Origin of the sequence: Frateuria sp. (genome assembly GCF_035943815.1) — a bacterium.
Taxonomy (GTDB): domain Bacteria; phylum Pseudomonadota; class Gammaproteobacteria; order Xanthomonadales; family Rhodanobacteraceae; genus Frateuria_A.
Genome location: NZ_DASZBU010000015.1, coordinates 25,232 through 41,859, shown reverse-complemented (window position 1 = coordinate 41,859; position 16,628 = coordinate 25,232). Strand labels below are relative to the sequence as shown.

Sequence of the window (16,628 nt, the reverse complement as noted above, 5' to 3'; positions counted from 1 at the left end):
CACCGGCGGCGTGGGCGAGGCGGCCGGCCGATCCCGGGCCGGCAAACCTCCATCGCCGTTTCCCCTGTATCGAGCGACGGCGCATCGACCACGACCGTTGACCGGATGACCCTCACGCACCTGCGCACCTTCTGCCTGGCCGCCCTGGCGGTGGCTGCCGCCGCTACCGCGGCGCCTTCGCGCTCGGCCACCACGGCACCTTCGCGCTCGGCCACCACGGCGACCATCACCCGCTACAAGAACCTGCCGCTCGCGCAGCAGCAGCTCATCGACGACCTGCAGCGACGCACCTTCGACTGGTTCTGGGACAGCACCAACCCGGCCAACGGCCTGGTGCCCGACCACTACCCATCACCCGAGTCCTTCGCCAGCATCGCTGCGGTGGGCTTCGGCCTGACCGCCTATGGGGTGGGCGTGGAGCGCGGCTACATAAGCCGCGAGCAAGCGATCGAGCGCACGCTGGCGACGCTGCGCTTCTTCAAGGACGCGCCGCAGAACGCGAGCGAGGACGACGCCACCGGCTACCACGGCTTCTTCTACCACTTCCTCAACCTGCACACCGGCAAGCGCGAGGCGCGGTGGGTAGAGCTCTCCTCCGTGGACACCGCGCTGCTGCTGGGCGGCGTGCTGTTCGCGCAGTCCTACTACGACCGCGACACGCCGGCCGAGCGCGAAATCCGCGCACTGGCCGACGCCATCTATCGGCGCGTGGACTGGCCCTGGCTGCAGGTGCGCAAACCGCTCATCAGCATGGGCTGGACACCGGGCGGGAAGTTCATCCCGCACGACTGGCAAGGCTACAACGAAGGCATGCTGGTCTACGTGCTGGCGCTGGGCTCGCCCACGCATCCGGTCGGCGGCGATGCGTGGAAGGCCTGGACCGCCACCTACGATCGCACCTGGGGCAACTTCCAGGACGTGACCTTGCTGAACTTCGCGCCGCTGTTCGGCCACCAGTACAGCCACGTGTGGATCGACTTCCGTGGTATCCGCGACGACTGGAACCGCGCGCATGGCCTGGATTACTTCCAGAACAGCCGCCGCGCCGTGTATGCCCAGCGCAACTACGCCATCGTCAACCCAGGCGGCTGGACCGGCTATGACACCAACGTGTGGGGCCTGACCGCCTGCAACGGGCCCGGCGGCATCGTGGTGGAGCAGGGCGGGCGGGAACGCACCTTCCAGGGCTACACGGCGCGCGGCGCCGGGCGCGACTACGTCTCCGACGACGGCACCATCGCACCCACCGCGGCGGCCGGCTCGATCGCCTTCGCACCGGAGCTCGTGCTGCCGGCGCTTGCCACCATGAAACAGCGCTACGGCCAGTGGATCTACGACCGCTACGGGTTCGTCGACGCCTTCAACTTGAGCTTCCACACCAAGACCGGCCTGCGCACCGGCAAGCTGGTGCCGGAGCTGGGTTGGGTGGACACCGAGCAGCTAGGCATCGACCAGGGCCCGATCGTGCTGATGATCGAGAACTGGCGCAGCGACTTCGTGTGGAAGGTGATGCGGCGCAATCCCTACATCCGCAAGGGCCTGCAGAAGGCTGGATTCTCGGGCGGCTGGCTGGCCGCGCCGGCGCGATGACGCAATCCGTAGCAACTGCCCGTGGCGGCGCGGTGCTATCAAGATCGCGGTGCCGCCCTGGGCCTGAGCCAAGGCTCCAAACGAGCGTGGTCGTCGCGCTCGATACTCAGGTCAGGGGACCGGCGCGCGGCATGGCATGCCGCCGCGGTCGAAAGGAAACACCGGTCGGGTCTGGATCTTTTCACACCCGCTCGTGTAAACGGTTTCACGCTCAAGCGGGCGCTGCCGCTCGCATTGCCTTGTTGCCATGAAACGATCATCGCTCTTTCCTCTGCGTCTTGCCGCACTGCTGTGCACAGGCACGGTTGCCTGTGTTGGTGCCCGTGCCGGTGCGGTCGCCGCGACGGTCCGGCACGGCGCGGCACCGTCGAACGCGCAATTGGCCTCGCCCGTGATCGAGCAACGCGTCGATGCACTGCTCAAGCAGATGACGCTGGAGGATAAGATCGGCCAGCTCGTGCAGTACAACGACCAGGGCGCCAGTGCGCCGACCACAGCTCACGGCGACAAGGCGCTGGCCGCCAACCCCGAGACGCACACCCGGGTCGACGCCATGGCGCTGGCCAGGCAGGGCCGGCTGGGCTCGATGCTCAACGTGATCGGCGCGGAGAAGACGCGCGCCTTCCAGGACGCGGCGCTGCACAGCCGCCTGCACATTCCGATCCTCTTCGGTGCGGACGTGATCCACGGCTACCGCACCATCTATCCGGTGCCGCTGGGCCTGGCCGCGTCGTGGGACACCGCGCTGGTCCAGCAGCTCTCGCACATGGCCGCGACCGAAGCGACCACCGCGGGCGTGAAGTGGTTCTATTCGCCGATGGTGGACATCTCGCGCGACGCGCGCTGGGGCCGCTCGACCGAAGGCGCGGGCGAGGACCCTTACCTCGGCGCGGCGATGGCGCGCGCCTACGTGCGCGGCTACCAGGGCACCGACCTGTCCCGGCCGGACAGCGTTGCCGCCTCGGTCAAGCATTTTGCCGCCTACGGCGCGGCCGAGGCCGGGCGCGAGTACAACACCACCGACATGTCCGACATCCGCCTGCGGCAGGTGTACCTGCCGCCGTACAAGGCCGCGGTCGAGGCGGGTGCGGCGACGATGATGAGCTCGTTCAATGCGCTCAACGGCGTACCGGCCACGGCCAACCCCTATTTGATGGACGAGATCCTGCGCAAGGAATGGGGCTTCGACGGCTTCGTGGTCAGCGACTACACGGCGGTGATGGAACTGACCCATCACGGCGTCGCGCTCGACGCCGCCACCGCTACGAAGAAGGCGCTGGAGGCGGGCGTGGAAGTGGACATGATGTCCCACTTCTACGACACGCAGATCCCCAAGCTGCTGGCCGAGCACCGTCTCTCCATGGCCACCGTCGACGAGGCGGTGCGCCGGGTGCTGCGGGTGAAGTTCGCGCTGGGGCTGTTCGAGCATCCCTACGCGCAGGGCACCGAGGTGACGCACGCGTTGCCCGCAAACCGCCCGCTGGTGCGCCACGCGGCCGAGGAATCGTTCGTGCTGCTGCGCAACGCGCCGGCCAACGGACAACCGGTGCTGCCGCTGGGCCATGGCGTGAAGTCGGTAGCGCTGATCGGTCCGCTCGCGGACGCCGCCAACGAGATGCAGGGCGCGTGGGGCGGCGCCGCGCAGGCACCGGACGTGGTGACGCTGCGCCAGGCGCTGGAGCGACGCATGCAGCAGCACGGTGGCCGCGTGCTGTTCGCGCACGGCACCGACGTGCTGAGCGATTCGACCGCAGGGTTCGATGCCGCGGTGCAGGCGGCGCGCCAGGCGGACGTGGTGATCATGGCGCTGGGCGAGTCGTCCGAGATGAGCGGCGAAGCCGGGTCGCGCGCACACCTGAACCTGCCGGGCAACCAGCAGCAACTGCTGGAGCAGGTCGCGGCGACCGGCAAGCCGGTGGTGCTGCTGGTGTTCTCCGGCCGGCCGCTGGTGCTGGACTGGGCCGCACGGCACGTGCCGGCGATCATGGCGGTGTGGTTCCCCGGCACCGAAGCAGGCAATGCCCTGGCCAACGTGTTGTTCGGCGACGTGGCGCCCAGCGGCAAGCTGCCGATGAGCTTCCCGCGCGCGGTCGGGCAGGAGCCGCTGTACTACGCCCAGTTCCCGACCGGGCGTCCGGCCGGCGATGCCGACCTGTCCAGACCGCCCAGCGGCGGCGATACGCGCTTCGTTTCGCGCTACATCGACGTGCCGAACGACGCGCTGTTCCCGTTCGGCCACGGACTGAGTTACACCAGCTTCGCCTATTCCGACGTGCGCGTGTCGCGCAGCACGCTGCCGCTCGCCGAGGCCGACCGGCCGGGTGCGCGCGACCTGGTCACGGTCACCGCCACGCTGACCAATACCGGCAAGCGTGAAGGCACGGAAGTGGCCCAGCTTTACGTGCGCAACCTCGGCGCCAGCGTCGAGCAGCCGGTGCGCAGCCTGAAGGGCTTCCAGCGCGTGACGCTGAAACCGGGGGAGTCGCGCCAGGTGCGCTTCGAGCTCGGCTTTCCGGAGCTGTCTTTCCATGACGTCCACAGCCGCCAGGTGGTGGAACCCACGCACTACACGGTGTGGGTCGGCGGCAGCTCGCAGGCGGCAGGGTCGTCGGAATTCGACGTGCGCTGACCGATGAGGAAATCGAGCCTGCAGCTTCGATGGGTGACCGGCAGACCGTCGTCCGATTGAAGGCGGGCGGGAGGCCGCCCACCGTTGCCGATTTAGTCAGGAGGATGGCGATGCGCCACCTGTGCCGACGCGCTACATGGATCTTCGACCGGACGTCGGCGGCGGCATGGTCCCCGGTTGCCGGCGATGTTCGACGACCATCGGTATCGGGCGGCACCGGGTGCTTCGAATCACCGGCCGTGAGGGCACGGGGAGCGGCAGAAATCCTCGCGCTCGGTCATGTTCCATTTCGCACCATTGTGGTGTAAAGTGATGCAAAGACCGATGAGGCAGTGATATGCAGAAGACTCGAGTCGTGGCCAAGCCTCGCATCGGTACGGAAGACATCACCCGGGCGACCGTGAGCTTTCCTGCCGATGTCTATGCAGAGCTGGAACGTATTGCCGCCACCAAGAAGGTCTCCGTCGCTTGGGTGGTGAGGGAGGCGGCCGAGCGCTACGTCGCCGGCGAGGCTGACCCACCGGCGGCTACCTCGCGAAGTAGGAAGTGAGTCGGTCGTGGGTCCACCGTGATCATCGCAACCGAGGGCCTGGCGAAGCCGGCTGACGCGTGCTGTCTCCTAGGTGCGGGGCGTCCGGCGTATCCAGACTCCAAGGGTCTGTCCGAGGTTCGCAAGCCCGGGGGACCGTGCCTTGGGCGGTGGGCGAACCGATAGGTGCTCAGCCACAGCCTCGGAGGTTGTTGACTGGCGCTCCTCGCAGTTCGCCACGGAAGACAGGGCCGAATGCCGACCGCTGGTAGGCCGCATCTAGGGAGCACTCCATGCCCAAGCGCAAAGGAACCGAACCGCCCAGCTCCGTGCCCGAAGGCTACCTGCTGCCGGAGGACGCGCACCTGGCCCTGCTCCAGACCCGCGACCAGCTACGGTTGCTTGCCCTCCTGGCCGATCCCCGCGGCATCGACGAGTCCGAGCTGAGACTGTCCCCGGGCGCCCTGGCCGAATGCTTCTGGCGTCTGGCCGGCGACCTCGACGGAGTGGCCCAGGCCGCGGTGTGGCCGGCGACGGCGAGCGCAAAGTAAGGAGGCGCCAAGAGGCGGGCTCGGGCGGTGTCCGAGCTTGCGCGTCTCTACCGGCGACAGCAACCTGCGCTGGCTTGGCAGCGCGTGCAGCGAACAGGCCGATGTTCGGAAGGTGAGCACAAGCCCTGCCCGCAGAGTGAAGTAGGCGCCGATCAGCTTCGACCCAAGCTTGACATCGCCTGGCGCGCTCCCGTTCGATGTGCCCGGACGCCTGGCAACCGCTTCCAGAGGTGGGCGGCGGCGAGCGTTACCATCGGTGCTTCGTCCACTCGAGGCGATTGCGCATGGCATGGACCGACCAGCAAGGCGTCCCCGCGGTCTCGCGCGGCTCGATGGCGATCGCGGCGCTTTCCACGGTGGTGGAGTGGTACGACTTCACTCTTTACCTGTACATGGCGACCGTGCTGTCGCGGGTGTTCTTCGGCGGCGGAGTCACATCACTGCTGGCCACGCTCGGCGGCTTCGCGGTGGCCTATGGCATGCGGCCGCTGGGCGCGATGGTGTTCGGGCACATCGGCGATCGCATCGGGCGCAGGCGCACGCTGCTGCTGTCGATGCTGCTGATGACGCTGGCCATGCTGGCCACCGCATTGCTGCCCGGCTACGCCACCCTCGGGCCGGCGGCAGGTGGACTGCTGATGCTGCTGCGCTGCTTCATGGCTTTCTCGGTGGGCGGCGAATACACGGGCGTGGTCGCCTACCTGCTGGAAGGCGCGCGGCGTGACCGGCGCGGCCTGGTCACCTCGCTGGCCGCGGCCTCCAGCGAGATCGGTGCGTTGCTGGCGGTGGCGCTGGCGGCACTGACGGTCGGCACCCTGGGCCCCGCACAGCTGGATGCCTGGGGTTGGCGCATCCCGTTCTTCGTGGGTGCGGTACTGGCCGGCGTCGTATGGTTCGCGCGCTCGACCATGGACGAGTCACCCGACTTCCTGCGCCAGGTCGCGCACCGCAGCGTGCCCGACTCGCCGCTCGGCCATACGCTCGCTCACCACCGACCCGCCCTGTGGCGCACGTTCGCCATCTCCGCGCTCGGCTCCATCACGTATTACGTGGGCATCACCTACGTGCCGGCGTTCCTGAGCTCCTCGGGCCTGGCGGCCGAAGGTCATTCGCTTGGGCTGTCGACCCTGGCCGCGGTAGCGGTGACCCTCGTTACGCCGGTGACCGGCGCGTTTGCGGACCGCGTCGGGCGCAAGCCGGTGCTGGTCGGGCTGGCGCTCGCGTGCACGCTGCTGCCGCTGGGCATGTTCGGCCTGATGACCGCTGGTGCGCAGCGGCAGATCGCACTCGGCGCCATCGTGCTGGCTTGCCTTGCCGGTGGTGTCAGCGCGGTTGGCGCCTCGGCGACCGCCGAGCAGTTCCCCGGCGAAGGACGGCTCAGCGGCCTGGCTCTGGGGGTGACCATCTCGACCGTCATCTTCGGAGGCCTGACGCCTTTTCTCGCCGCGCTCCTGATCCGGATGACGGGCTGGCCGCTCGTGCCCGGTGCGATGATCGCGGTGGTTGCGCTGGCGGTGCTGCCAGTGTTCCTGACGATGCCGGAGACCCGGCCGTCACGGGTCCCGGAAGCCGGGCGAAACGCCGGCGCCAAGGTGGCTTGCAGCGACTCCGACCCCGCGGGGAAGTAGGTCAAGGACGCCCGTCGGGCGCGGCTGTCATCCGCTACGACTTTGCGGAAAAGTCCCGCGCACGGACGCAGCCCGCTCAGCGGAGAGTGCAGGGTCCGGTCCGATGCGGTGTCCCACGTCCATGGCTGCGATCGCCTGCATGTCCTGCGCATCCAGCGCGAAGTCGAACACGACCATGTAGTCGGTGGCCAGCCGCGCGAGACTGGCGTCGAAGGCGCGCAGCGTGCTGTCGAAGCCCTGGTCGTCGTTCCACAGCTTGGTGAAGACCTCGCTGCGCAGCAAGCCGGAGGTGGCTAGCCCGGCCGACTGCCTATCCGTTGCGATAGATCATCGCGGTGTCGTTATGCCGGTAGCCGGCGGCCAGCGCGGCTTCGCACGAGCGGCGGGTTTCCGCTTCGCCGAGCTCGAAGACGCCCAGGCCCGGTTGGAGAATCTGCACGCCGTCGTTGAGCTGGATCAAAGGAGCCCGGGTCATCGTCCGTCTCTGCTGTTGCCGGGCTTGGGGGCGCTGCGTGCCGTCGCTTGCGCACGTCGTGCGCTCAGCTGTGGCCACTGACCGCGTGGGGAACGTAGGGCGCCTGCAGCGCGGCGATCTCCTCGTCGCTCAACTGCAGCGAGAGCGCAGCGACCGCGTCGTCCAGCTGCTGCGGCTTGGAAGCGCCGATGATCGGCGCGGTGACGAACGGCTTCTGCATGACCCAGGCGAGCGCCACCTGCGCCTTCGATACGCCACGCGCCGCAGCCACCTTCGCTACCGCCTCGACCACGCGGCGGTCCGCGTCGGGTACGGTGTAGAGCGTCTTGCCGTACTCGTCGGTCTGCTGGCGCTCGCTGGTCTCGTTCCAGGCGCGGGTCAGCCGGCCTCGCGCCAGCGGGCTCCAGGGGATCACGCCCACCCCCATGTCCTGGCACAGCGGCATCATCTCGCGCTCCTCCTCGCGGTAGAGCAGGTTGTAGTGGTTCTGCATGCTCGCGAAGCGCGTCCAGCCATGCCTTTGGGCGACGTGCTGCGCCTTGGCGAACTGCCAGGCCCACATCGAGGAGGCGCCGATGTAGCGCGCCTTGCCGGCCTTCACCACGTCGTGCAAAGCCTCCATCGTTTCCTCGATCGGCGTGTGCGGATCCCAGCGGTGGATCTGGTACAGGTCGACGTAATCGGTGCCGAGCCGGCGAAGGCTGCGGTCGATCTCGCTCAGGACCGCCTTGCGCGAGAGGCCCATGCCATTGGGGCCCTCGTGCATGCGGTTGAACACCTTGGTCGCCAGCACGATGCGGTCGCGCTGGCCATGTTCCTTGAGCACGCGCCCGACGATCTCTTCCGAGCTGCCGGCGGAGTACACGTTGGCGGTGTCGAGGAAGTTGATGCCCAGGTCCAGTGCCTTGCGCAGGATCGGCCGGCTGGCATCCTCGTCCAGCGTCCAGGTGTGGTTGCCCCGGTCGGGCGCGCCGTAGGTCATGCAGCCCAGACAGACGCGCGAGACATCCAGCCCGGTGGTGCCCAGTTTCACGTAGTCCATGGTGTTCTCCTGGAAGGCCGAGGGCGCCGGATTGGGGGGCGGTCGTCGATGGTGCCCGATGTCGTGTGGATCGGGCCTAGGCCACCGTGTCCCTGCCGACATGCATGGTCGGCCCCGCTCAGTCGAGCGCGGGATAATCGATGTAGCCCTCGGGCCCGCCGCCGTAGAGCGTATCGCGATTGGCCTGGTTGAGCGGCGCGTGTTCGCGCAGGCGGCGCACCAGGTCGGGGTTGGCGATGTAGGCCATGCCGAAGGCCACCGCGTCCGCGCGGCCTTCGCGCACGGCCGCCTCGGCCATCTGGCGGTCGTAGCCGTTGTTGACGATCCAGGCGTTGCGGAACTTCGCCTTGAGCGCGGCGTAATCGAACGGCAGGTTGTCTCGGGGGCCTCCGGTGGCGCCTTCGATCACATGCACATAGGCAATGCCGAGCCCATCCAGCCGTTCCACGGCGCGCTCGAACAACGCCTGCGGATCGGAGTCGTGCATGTCGTTGGCGGGCGTCACCGGCGCCAGACGTACGCCGACGCGATCGGCGCCCATGGTGCTGGCGACCGCCTCGGTCACTTCGGCCAGCAGGCGCGTGCGGTTCTCGATGCTGCCGTCGTAGGCGTCGGTGCGCTTGTTGCTGCCGTCGCGCAGGAACTGGTCGATCAGGTAGCCGTTGGCGCCGTGTACCTCGGCACCGTCGAAACCCGCCTCGGTCGCGCAGCGGGCGGCATGGCGGAAGTCCTCGACAATGCCGGGAATCTCCTCGAGCGCGAGCGCGCGCGGATCGGACACTTCGACGTAGCCCTCGGGTGCGAAGGTCTTGGTCTTCGCACGGATCGCGCTGGGCGCCACCGGCACTTCGCCCGGCGGCAGCAGGCTGACGTGGGACACGCGCCCGACGTGCCACAGCTGGACGACGATGCGCCCGCCGCGCCGGTGCACCTCGTCGGTCACCTGCTTCCAGCCGGCCACCTGGGCCGGCGTGTACAGGCCGGGCGTGGCGATGTAGCCCTGCGCCATCACGCTGACCTGGGTCGCCTCGGTGATGATCAGCCCGGCGGTGGCGCGCTGGCCGTAGTATTCGGCCGCCATCGGCGGGGGCACCAGGCCCTCGGCCGCGCGGCTGCGCGTGAGTGGGGCCATCACGATGCGGTTGGCCATATCGATGGCGCCGATACGGATGGGATCGTAGAGCGTGGGTGCGTCGTCTCGGGTCATGTGCAGTTGCTCGAAAAGAGCAACGGTACGGCAGGCGTGGTGACGGCCGGTTCAAAGCGTGAGGCGAAACGGGGATTCATCCCGTGCATGCGGTGCTCCGGGATGTCCAGGCAGGTGCATGCTTCCCGGACGTGCGCGTGCCGTGCAACGACAGGATGGTTTGCCGGCCATCATCGACCGACACCGCCACTGGACGGCCACTGGCGCATCGAGGGATCGATCATGAGCGAGTTCGGACCCGGGCAAGGGATCAGGGGGAGCAAGTCCATTCCTTCGGGAATCGACTTGTTCTTTGCCCTTTCGCGCAGCCGAACGCTCGCCCCCCTTCGGGAGGCGGCTGCTATGCAGGCGACTTGGTCGAGGTGCTGCGGCCGCAGCGGCACGGAAACGCGCCGAAGGCCCACCCCACCATGAGGCTAGCGGCGCACCTTGCTCTTGATCGGTGGACGCTCCGGCGTGCGGCCCGGATGCCCTTCGTCGCGCGGCGAAAAGGGAACCCGTTTATAGGCAAGGGCCTGATCCGCGGAGCGGGCAGGGCGTGTGCCCTGGTAGATGTCGTGGATGTCGGACAGGGAAGTGGCAGGTTGCTTATGCGACACGGTACGGCTCCTGGGCCGCACTCGGGCGGCGATGGCGATAGGGCATCGCGCTCGGGAAACAAAGCCTCCTGCCTGCGCGAAGGGCTGACAGCCTCGACACCATGCGCTTGCAGCCGTTAGCTGGGGGTTATCCGCGTCTGGCCGGCCGGGCCTGGCGTGGATGAGCACCAAGCTTGCTAGGGTACGGGTTCCGCGGATCGCTAGAACTTTCCGTACGTCAAGCCACCTGGTCGCGCCCGCATAAGCGGGATCCGGGCGGCTCGCGGTCTTCCACGACCGTGCGCCATACCGCGGTAGCGGCACAGCGCGAACGTGGCCAGGTGACGCAAGCCCGCATCCAGATGGGACCGGCTTCGTCCGCCCGTTCCTGCTCGTCGCCCGCTAGAGCTTCCCCACGACTTCCTGCGCCAGGGCCAGTTCCATGGCCTCCTTCTTCGCGACCGGAAGCGTTGCATACACCGCGACCTTGAACGAGGCGTCGCCCTTCTTGACCAGCAGCCCGACCTGGTCGCCCGCGACGAAGTAGTAGCCATCGTCTCCCACGGAGGCCGGCGTGACCTTGGCACCCGCCGCCGCCATCCGGACCGCCATCTGCTTGCCGCCCTCGTACGCCGCGGCGGTCTGCAGGTAGAGCGTTACGTACTTCACGGCCGAGGTGCCGGACGCGGTCCAGGTGCAGGTTTTCACGAAGCTAGGCGTGACGTGCTTTCCCTCGGACACCGGGACGCCGACGGCGGCGCCGACCTGGGCCGGCGCAAGCAGGGAACATGCGTCGGTATCGGCATGTGCCGCCGAAGGGAGGACTGCGGCACACAGCAGCAGTGCCGTGGCCGAGAGCTTGCCCAAGTCATGCTCAGTCATATCCGAAAGCCTCCCGCGGTGGGACCAGCGAGGTCGTCCTCCGGGCGATATGCATCGCTCGTACTTGCCGGCCGGCCATCAGGGGCGCGGCACCCGGGCGCGGCTCGTAGGTGTGGCGGCGGCAGCGCGGAAAACGTGCGCGTCAGCCCGTGTGGGAGGAGTGAAGCGCCAGCCCGTGACTGAAGGAGAGGGCAACGGATTCCGCCTGCGTGCAGGGCCAACGCCTCCTGCGGAGGAGGGCACGCCACTGGTCGGGCCGGATGGAAAGGAGCGGTCGCCGTGTCCATGGGGCGGCCGATGCGCACCACGGATACGGTACTACTCGGGACGGGCTTGCCATCGGGTGGGGTGGGCTCGGCAGGCGGGCGACTTGTCTATCGAGCGCCTCTCAATAGGGGTGTTGCCGATAGAACAGCTCGAGTTGCCGGTACACCTGCGGCAGATGCTCGCGCAGGGTGGCCGGCGTCTCGAAAAACTGCTCGCTGGCCACCGCGAAGAACTCCGCCTCGCTCTCCAGGCCGTAGGGGTCGATCGGCAGGGGCAGCCCGTCGCGGTGGTCGTCGCGCAGGCGGTTCCACGCGTCGGAAAAAGCCTGCGTCCACACGCGGCGATCCATGCCGCGGTGCAGGGGCGGAAAGCCGTTGGCCTCACCGTTGAGCATGTCGAGCTTGTGGGCCATTTCGTGGATGACCACGTTGTGGCCGGGCCTCCCCCTCGCGTCCAGCACGTCGGCCCACGACAGAATCACCGGCCCGCGCCCCCAGGCCTCGCCGGCCATCACGCTGCGGGTCTCGTGGACTACGCCCGCCGCGTCGGTGCGCGTGCGGCGGGGAATGAAGGCGTCCGGATAGACGATGACGCTGCGCCAGCCGTCATACCAGTCCAGCCCCAGTTTCAGGATGGGTATGCAGGCGTGGGCCGCGAGCAGGACGCGGTCGGCCTCGCCCAGCTCCAGTCCTTGCACCGGTTCGAGCGACTTGTTCTCGAGAAACAGCGTGACCAGTACGCGCAGTGCCGCCTGGTCGGATGCGCCCAGCCGGCGCGCCGGCGCACATCGGCGCAGCGCGTCCTGCCATAGCGGTTCTGCGATGGGGCGGCGGTCGACGATGCGCCGCACGCGCCAATTCCTGATGGCGTCGAGCATGGTCCCTGCGGGCGGAAGCCTTGGCATTCCCAGCATCTGGGCGATATGCGCTTTCTCAAGAAGCGCAACGGGCGGCGCAAGTCCCGGGAATGCGCCAGGCCCGGAGTGGTCGAAGAATGTGCGCCAGGAAGGCTCCCGTTGCCCTTGCGCTGCACAACGGCCCGGCTTCAGGCCTCCAAGCGCCATCCGACGGTTTCGCCCGCGCGCATCGGCACCCCGGGCACGCCGCCGAAATCGAGTTCCTCGGGCACGGTCCATGGTTGCTTGCGCAGGGTGATGGTGCCGGTATTGCGCGGCATGCCGTAGAAGTCGGCGCCGTGGAAGCTGGCGAATGCCTCCAGTTTGTCCAATGCACCGGCGGCCTCGAAGGCTTCGGCGTAAAGCTCGATGGCGGCGTGCGCGGAATAGATGCCGGCGCAGCCGCAGCTGCTTTCCTTCGCGTGGCGCGGATGCGGCGCGCTGTCGGTACCCAGGAAGAAGCTCGGATCGCCGCTGGTGGCCACCTCGACGAGCGCCTGGCGATGGCTTTCGCGCTTGAGGACCGGCAGGCAGTAGCTGTGCGGCCGCAGGCCGCCGGCGAAGATGGCGTTGCGGTTCATCAACAGGTGTTGCGGCGTGACGGTGGCGCCGACGTGCGCCGGCGCGTCGCGCACGAAGTGAGCCGCCTCGCGCGTGGTGATGTGTTCGAGCACCATGCGCAGCGCCGGGAAATCGCGCAGCAGCGTGGTCAGGTGACGCTCCACGAACACCGGCTCGCGGTCGAATACGTCGACTTCCGGATCGGTGACTTCGCCGTGCATGAGCAAAGGCAGCTTGTGCTTCTGCATCGCCTCGAACACCGGATAACAGCGGCGCAGATCGGTGACGCCGCTGGCCGCGTTGGTGGTGGCGCCGGCCGGGTAGTACTTGACCGCGTGCACGAAACCGCTGGCGCTGGCCTGGGCGATCTCGTCCGGTGTCGTGGCTTCGGTGAGGTACAGCGTCATCAACGGCTCGAACGCCATGCCCGCGGGCAACGCGGCCAGGATGCGCTCGCGGTAGGCGCGGGCCAGCTCCACCGTGGCCACCGGCGGCTTCAGGTTCGGCATCACGATGGCGCGCGCGAAGCATCGGGCGGTATGCGGCAGCACGGCGGCCAGCAGGGCGCCATCGCGCAGGTGCAGGTGCCAGTCGTCGGGACGGGTAAGGGTGAGATGGTCGGCAGTCATGCGTGCAGTCTAGCGTGGCGAGGCGCAGCTCGACGATGGCGTCCGGCATGGGCGGGCACAGCATGGTGCCTGCAGCCCAAGCGCGCGCATCTGCTGTTGCCCGGTGCGCAGGCGCAGGCCGAGCCATCGCGGGTTGGTGGCGGAACGGGACGACCACTGGAAAACGGGCCCGGCGATCACGCCCGCAGCAATTGCGGAACCTGCAGGTTCCAGCGGGCCGGGTCTTCGATGGCGACGATCCGGTCGCCGCTGTCTTCCAGCTCCATCTCCGTGGGGGCCAGCGGCTCGCCATCGGGCAGGCTGCAGATCAATCGCACGGTCGGCGTGAGCGAGCTGCCGCCGCTCTGGCTGAGCACCACGGCGAGGCGGTCGGAGGCCAGCCGCACCAGCGTGCCGGTGGGGTAGATGCCGATCAGCTTGACGAAGGCGTGGAAGATGGCCCGGTCGAAGTGCCCCTCCTGCCATTCGGCCATCCGGCGGATGGCCTCGGCTGGCTGCCAGCCGCGCTTGTAGGGGCGGTCGGATGTGATCGCGTCGTACACATCGCAGATCGCGCCCATGCGCGCGACGCGGCTGATCGCCTCGCCGCCGAGTTTGTGCGGGTAACCGCTGCCGTCGGTCTTCTCGTGATGATGCAGGCACATGTCCAGCGCCATCGGACCGGCCGCGGACTCGCGGCGCAGGATGTCCCACCCGATCTGCGGATGCTGCCGGACCGAGGCCCACTCCAGCGGATCGAGCCGCCCCGGCTTGTTGAGCGTCGCGTCGGGGACGCCGACCTTGCCGATGTCGTGCAGCAGCCCGGCGAGCCCGAGCTCGGTCAGCGCCGCGCCCTCGAATCCGAGGCGGCGGCCCAGCGCCATCATCAACGCGGCAACGGCGACCGAGTGCAGGTAGGTATAGTCGTCCTTGTTCTTCAGGCGCACCACGCTGAGCATCGCCGCCGGGTTCAGCGCGATCGCGTTGTCCACTTCGTCGATCACGCTGGCGAGGTCTTCCATGCGCAGCGCGCGACCCATGCGGGCGTCGTCGAACAACGCCTTGGCGGCGACCTTGGCGCGGTCGCGGATGGCTTCGGCGCGGACAATGTCGTCGCCGAAATCGGAGCGCGCAACCTCCGGCTCGGAGGGTGCATCGGGTGGGGCCGGAGCGTCGTCATGGCAGGGCTCAGGCGAGGCCTGCACCTCCTCGTCCAGGCCCTTGTGCGTGTCGATCCAGATCTCCTGCCGGCCAAGCGCGCGCAGCAGCTTCAGCGCCTCGGCATCGGCCACCAGGAAGGAGCGGCGCCAGAAGGGATGGTCCCGCCACTTGCCCTCGATCCGGCGCACGTACATGCCCAGCCTGGCCCGGGAGGCAGGAATCTTCTTGAGTGGCGAGCCCATGTCTTGTCGTGTTCTCTACCGCTGGCCGGACGGGGATACGGCGCAACCCGCGTGGTGCACGGGTTGGCAAGCGTGTATCGGCAGTGGTTGGGGAGACTTGAGCGGTTCGCGTCGTACGTTGCGTGCGACCCGTCTGCGTACCGGAGGGCACCCGGCGGATCGCCACCGGAGGTGTCGAATGTCCCGGCCGCAGGCCCGATCAAATCCGGCGTGCGCCCCCGACAGCGGATGGGCGCGGGCGGGGGCGCGCCCTCCTGTTCAGCCCTCGCCCATGCCCTCGGCCGGCTCCGCCGCGCGCCCTGCGCGCACTTTGTCCTCGATCCGCCGGCCGATGTCTGCATCGACGTACTTCCAGTAGGCGAAGGCGCGCTCCAGCACCGGACTGCGCACGCCGCCGAGCAGGCTGCCCGCGACCTGGTCCACGAACTGCGCGCGCTGGGCGTCGTTCCACACCTTGCGCACCAGCGTACCGGCCTGGCCGAAGTCGTCGTCCTCGGCATGCAGGGTGTAGGCGCTGCGCACGATCGCGCCGTCGGCTTCCCAGCCGTCGGCCACCGGTCCGGTCTGGTCTGACCAGCCGCGCCCTCCACTGTTTGGCGCGTATACCGGCGCGTTGCCGCTGTGGTGATAGGCCATCTGGCCATCGAACAGGTAGGTATTGAGCGGCACTTTCGGCTGGTTCACCGGCAACTGGTGGAAGTTCGTGCCGATACGGTTGCGCTGCGCATCGGCATAGGCGAACGCGCGGCCGAGCAGCATCTTGTCCGGCGACAGGCCGATGCCGGGCACGGTGTTGCCCGGCGAAAACGCAGCCTGCTCGATCTGCGCGAAGAAGTTCTCCGGGTTGCGGTCGAGCGTCAGCGTGCCGACCTTGAGCAGCGGGTAGTCGCCGTGCGGCCAGACCTTGGTCAGGTCGAACGGGTTGAAGCGGTAGTCCTTCGCCTCGGCGTAGGGCATGACCTGCACCGACAGCTCCCAGGCGGGAAAGTCGCCGCGCGCGATCGCCTCGAACAAGTCGCGCCGGTGATAGTCGGCGTCATGCCCGGCCATCGCGGCGGCCTGGGCGTTGTCGAAGAAGGCCATGCCCTGGCGGGTGTGGAAGTGGTACTTGACCCAGAACTTCTCGCCGGTGGCGTTGATCCACAGGTACGTGTGCGAGCCGTAGCCGTTCATGTGGCGCCAGGTGCGCGGCAGGCCGCGCTCGCCCATGACGTAGGTGACCTGGTGCGCCGATTCCGGGTTGGACGTCCAGAAGTCCCATTGCATGTGGTTGTCGCGCAGGCCGGAGTCGGGAAGGCGCTTCTGGCTGCGGATGAAGTGCGGGAACTTCATCGGGTCGCGCAGGAAGAAGACCGGCGTGTTGTTGCCGACCAGGTCGTAGTTGCCCTCGTCGGTGTAGAACTTGAGCGCGAAGCCGCGCACGTCGCGCAAGGTGTCGGGACTACCCATCTCGCCGGCCACGGTGGAGAAGCGTGCCAACACGTCGGTCCGGGCGCCCTTCTGGAACAACGCGGCCCGGGTGTATCTGGATACGTCCCCGGTGGTCTCGAATACGCCGAACGCGCCGGCGCCCTTGGCGTGCGGCTGGCGCTCGGGAACCTTCTCGCGGTTGAAGTGCGCCATCTGCTCCAGGAAATGCACGTCGTGCAGGACGATCGGGCCGTCGGGGCCGATGGTCAGTGCGTCGCGGTCGCTCACGGCCGGGGCGCCGGTGCCCGTGGTCGAAGCGGCTTGGGGTTTCTTTCCAGCTGCGGACATGGTCGTTTCCTCCAGTGGCAATGCA

Annotated in this window: 15 protein-coding genes; 5 read left to right on the top strand and 10 right to left on the bottom strand. The window is 68.3% G+C overall.

Annotated elements, in window-relative coordinates; all coding sequences use genetic code 11:
* The first annotated feature begins 105 nt into the window (after positions 1–105).
* From VGU65_RS10815 to VGU65_RS10795, 5 genes are all read left to right on the top strand, one after another.
* A complete protein-coding gene (locus VGU65_RS10815; protein ID WP_327475579.1) occupies positions 106–1,590 on the top strand; it encodes a glucoamylase family protein in 1,485 nt (494 codons plus the stop codon).
* A gap of 247 nt (positions 1,591–1,837) precedes the next feature.
* On the top strand, positions 1,838–4,219 hold the full coding sequence (gene bglX, locus VGU65_RS10810) for a beta-glucosidase BglX (protein WP_327475577.1): 2,382 nt from the start codon (positions 1,838–1,840) through the stop codon (positions 4,217–4,219).
* Positions 4,220–4,574: 355 nt separating this feature from the next.
* On the top strand, positions 4,575–4,769 hold the full coding sequence (locus VGU65_RS10805; protein WP_327475575.1) for a ribbon-helix-helix domain-containing protein: 195 nt from the start codon (positions 4,575–4,577) through the stop codon (positions 4,767–4,769).
* 272 nt (positions 4,770–5,041) lie between these two features.
* Entirely contained in the window at positions 5,042–5,299 is a 258-nt protein-coding gene (locus VGU65_RS10800; protein ID WP_327475574.1) for an XAC0095 family protein, read from the top strand.
* A gap of 284 nt (positions 5,300–5,583) precedes the next feature.
* Positions 5,584–6,927 (top strand): MFS transporter, encoded by a 1,344-nt coding sequence (locus VGU65_RS10795; protein WP_327475572.1) that lies wholly within the window; start codon positions 5,584–5,586, stop codon positions 6,925–6,927.
* Positions 6,928–6,954: 27 nt separating this feature from the next.
* On the opposite strand, the gene VGU65_RS10790 is transcribed toward VGU65_RS10795, so the two are convergent.
* The 10 genes from VGU65_RS10790 to VGU65_RS10745 form a co-directional block, all read right to left on the bottom strand.
* Positions 6,955–7,209, bottom strand: coding sequence for a hypothetical protein (locus tag VGU65_RS10790; protein ID WP_327475571.1), 255 nt, complete (start codon positions 7,207–7,209; stop codon positions 6,955–6,957).
* A gap of 28 nt (positions 7,210–7,237) precedes the next feature.
* Positions 7,238–7,402, bottom strand: coding sequence for a hypothetical protein (locus tag VGU65_RS10785; RefSeq protein ID WP_327475570.1), 165 nt, complete (start codon positions 7,400–7,402; stop codon positions 7,238–7,240).
* Between the two features lie 64 nt (positions 7,403–7,466).
* Positions 7,467–8,444 carry an aldo/keto reductase gene (locus VGU65_RS10780; RefSeq protein ID WP_327475568.1) on the bottom strand — a complete coding sequence of 326 codons (978 nt, stop codon included), beginning with the start codon at positions 8,442–8,444 and terminating at the stop codon, positions 7,467–7,469.
* A gap of 118 nt (positions 8,445–8,562) precedes the next feature.
* Positions 8,563–9,651: an alkene reductase gene (locus tag VGU65_RS10775; protein WP_327475566.1), complete on the bottom strand. Its 1,089-nt coding sequence runs from the start codon at positions 9,649–9,651 to the stop codon at positions 8,563–8,565.
* 416 nt (positions 9,652–10,067) lie between these two features.
* Positions 10,068–10,250: a hypothetical protein gene (locus VGU65_RS10770; RefSeq protein ID WP_327475564.1), complete on the bottom strand. Its 183-nt coding sequence runs from the start codon at positions 10,248–10,250 to the stop codon at positions 10,068–10,070.
* 381 nt (positions 10,251–10,631) lie between these two features.
* Positions 10,632–11,096, bottom strand: coding sequence for a hypothetical protein (locus VGU65_RS10765; protein WP_327475563.1), 465 nt, complete (start codon positions 11,094–11,096; stop codon positions 10,632–10,634).
* Positions 11,097–11,499: 403 nt separating this feature from the next.
* A complete protein-coding gene (locus VGU65_RS10760) occupies positions 11,500–12,255 on the bottom strand; it encodes a M90 family metallopeptidase (protein WP_327475561.1) in 756 nt (251 codons plus the stop codon).
* Between the two features lie 167 nt (positions 12,256–12,422).
* Positions 12,423–13,463 (bottom strand): dihydroorotase, encoded by a 1,041-nt coding sequence (pyrC, locus tag VGU65_RS10755; RefSeq protein WP_327475559.1) that lies wholly within the window; start codon positions 13,461–13,463, stop codon positions 12,423–12,425.
* Between the two features lie 176 nt (positions 13,464–13,639).
* Complete coding sequence (locus VGU65_RS10750) at positions 13,640–14,845, bottom strand: HD-GYP domain-containing protein (protein WP_327475557.1); 1,206 nt, start codon at positions 14,843–14,845, stop codon at positions 13,640–13,642.
* Between the two features lie 258 nt (positions 14,846–15,103).
* Positions 15,104–16,603, bottom strand: coding sequence for a catalase (locus tag VGU65_RS10745; protein ID WP_327475555.1), 1,500 nt, complete (start codon positions 16,601–16,603; stop codon positions 15,104–15,106).
* Between the last annotated feature and the right edge of the window lie 25 nt (positions 16,604–16,628).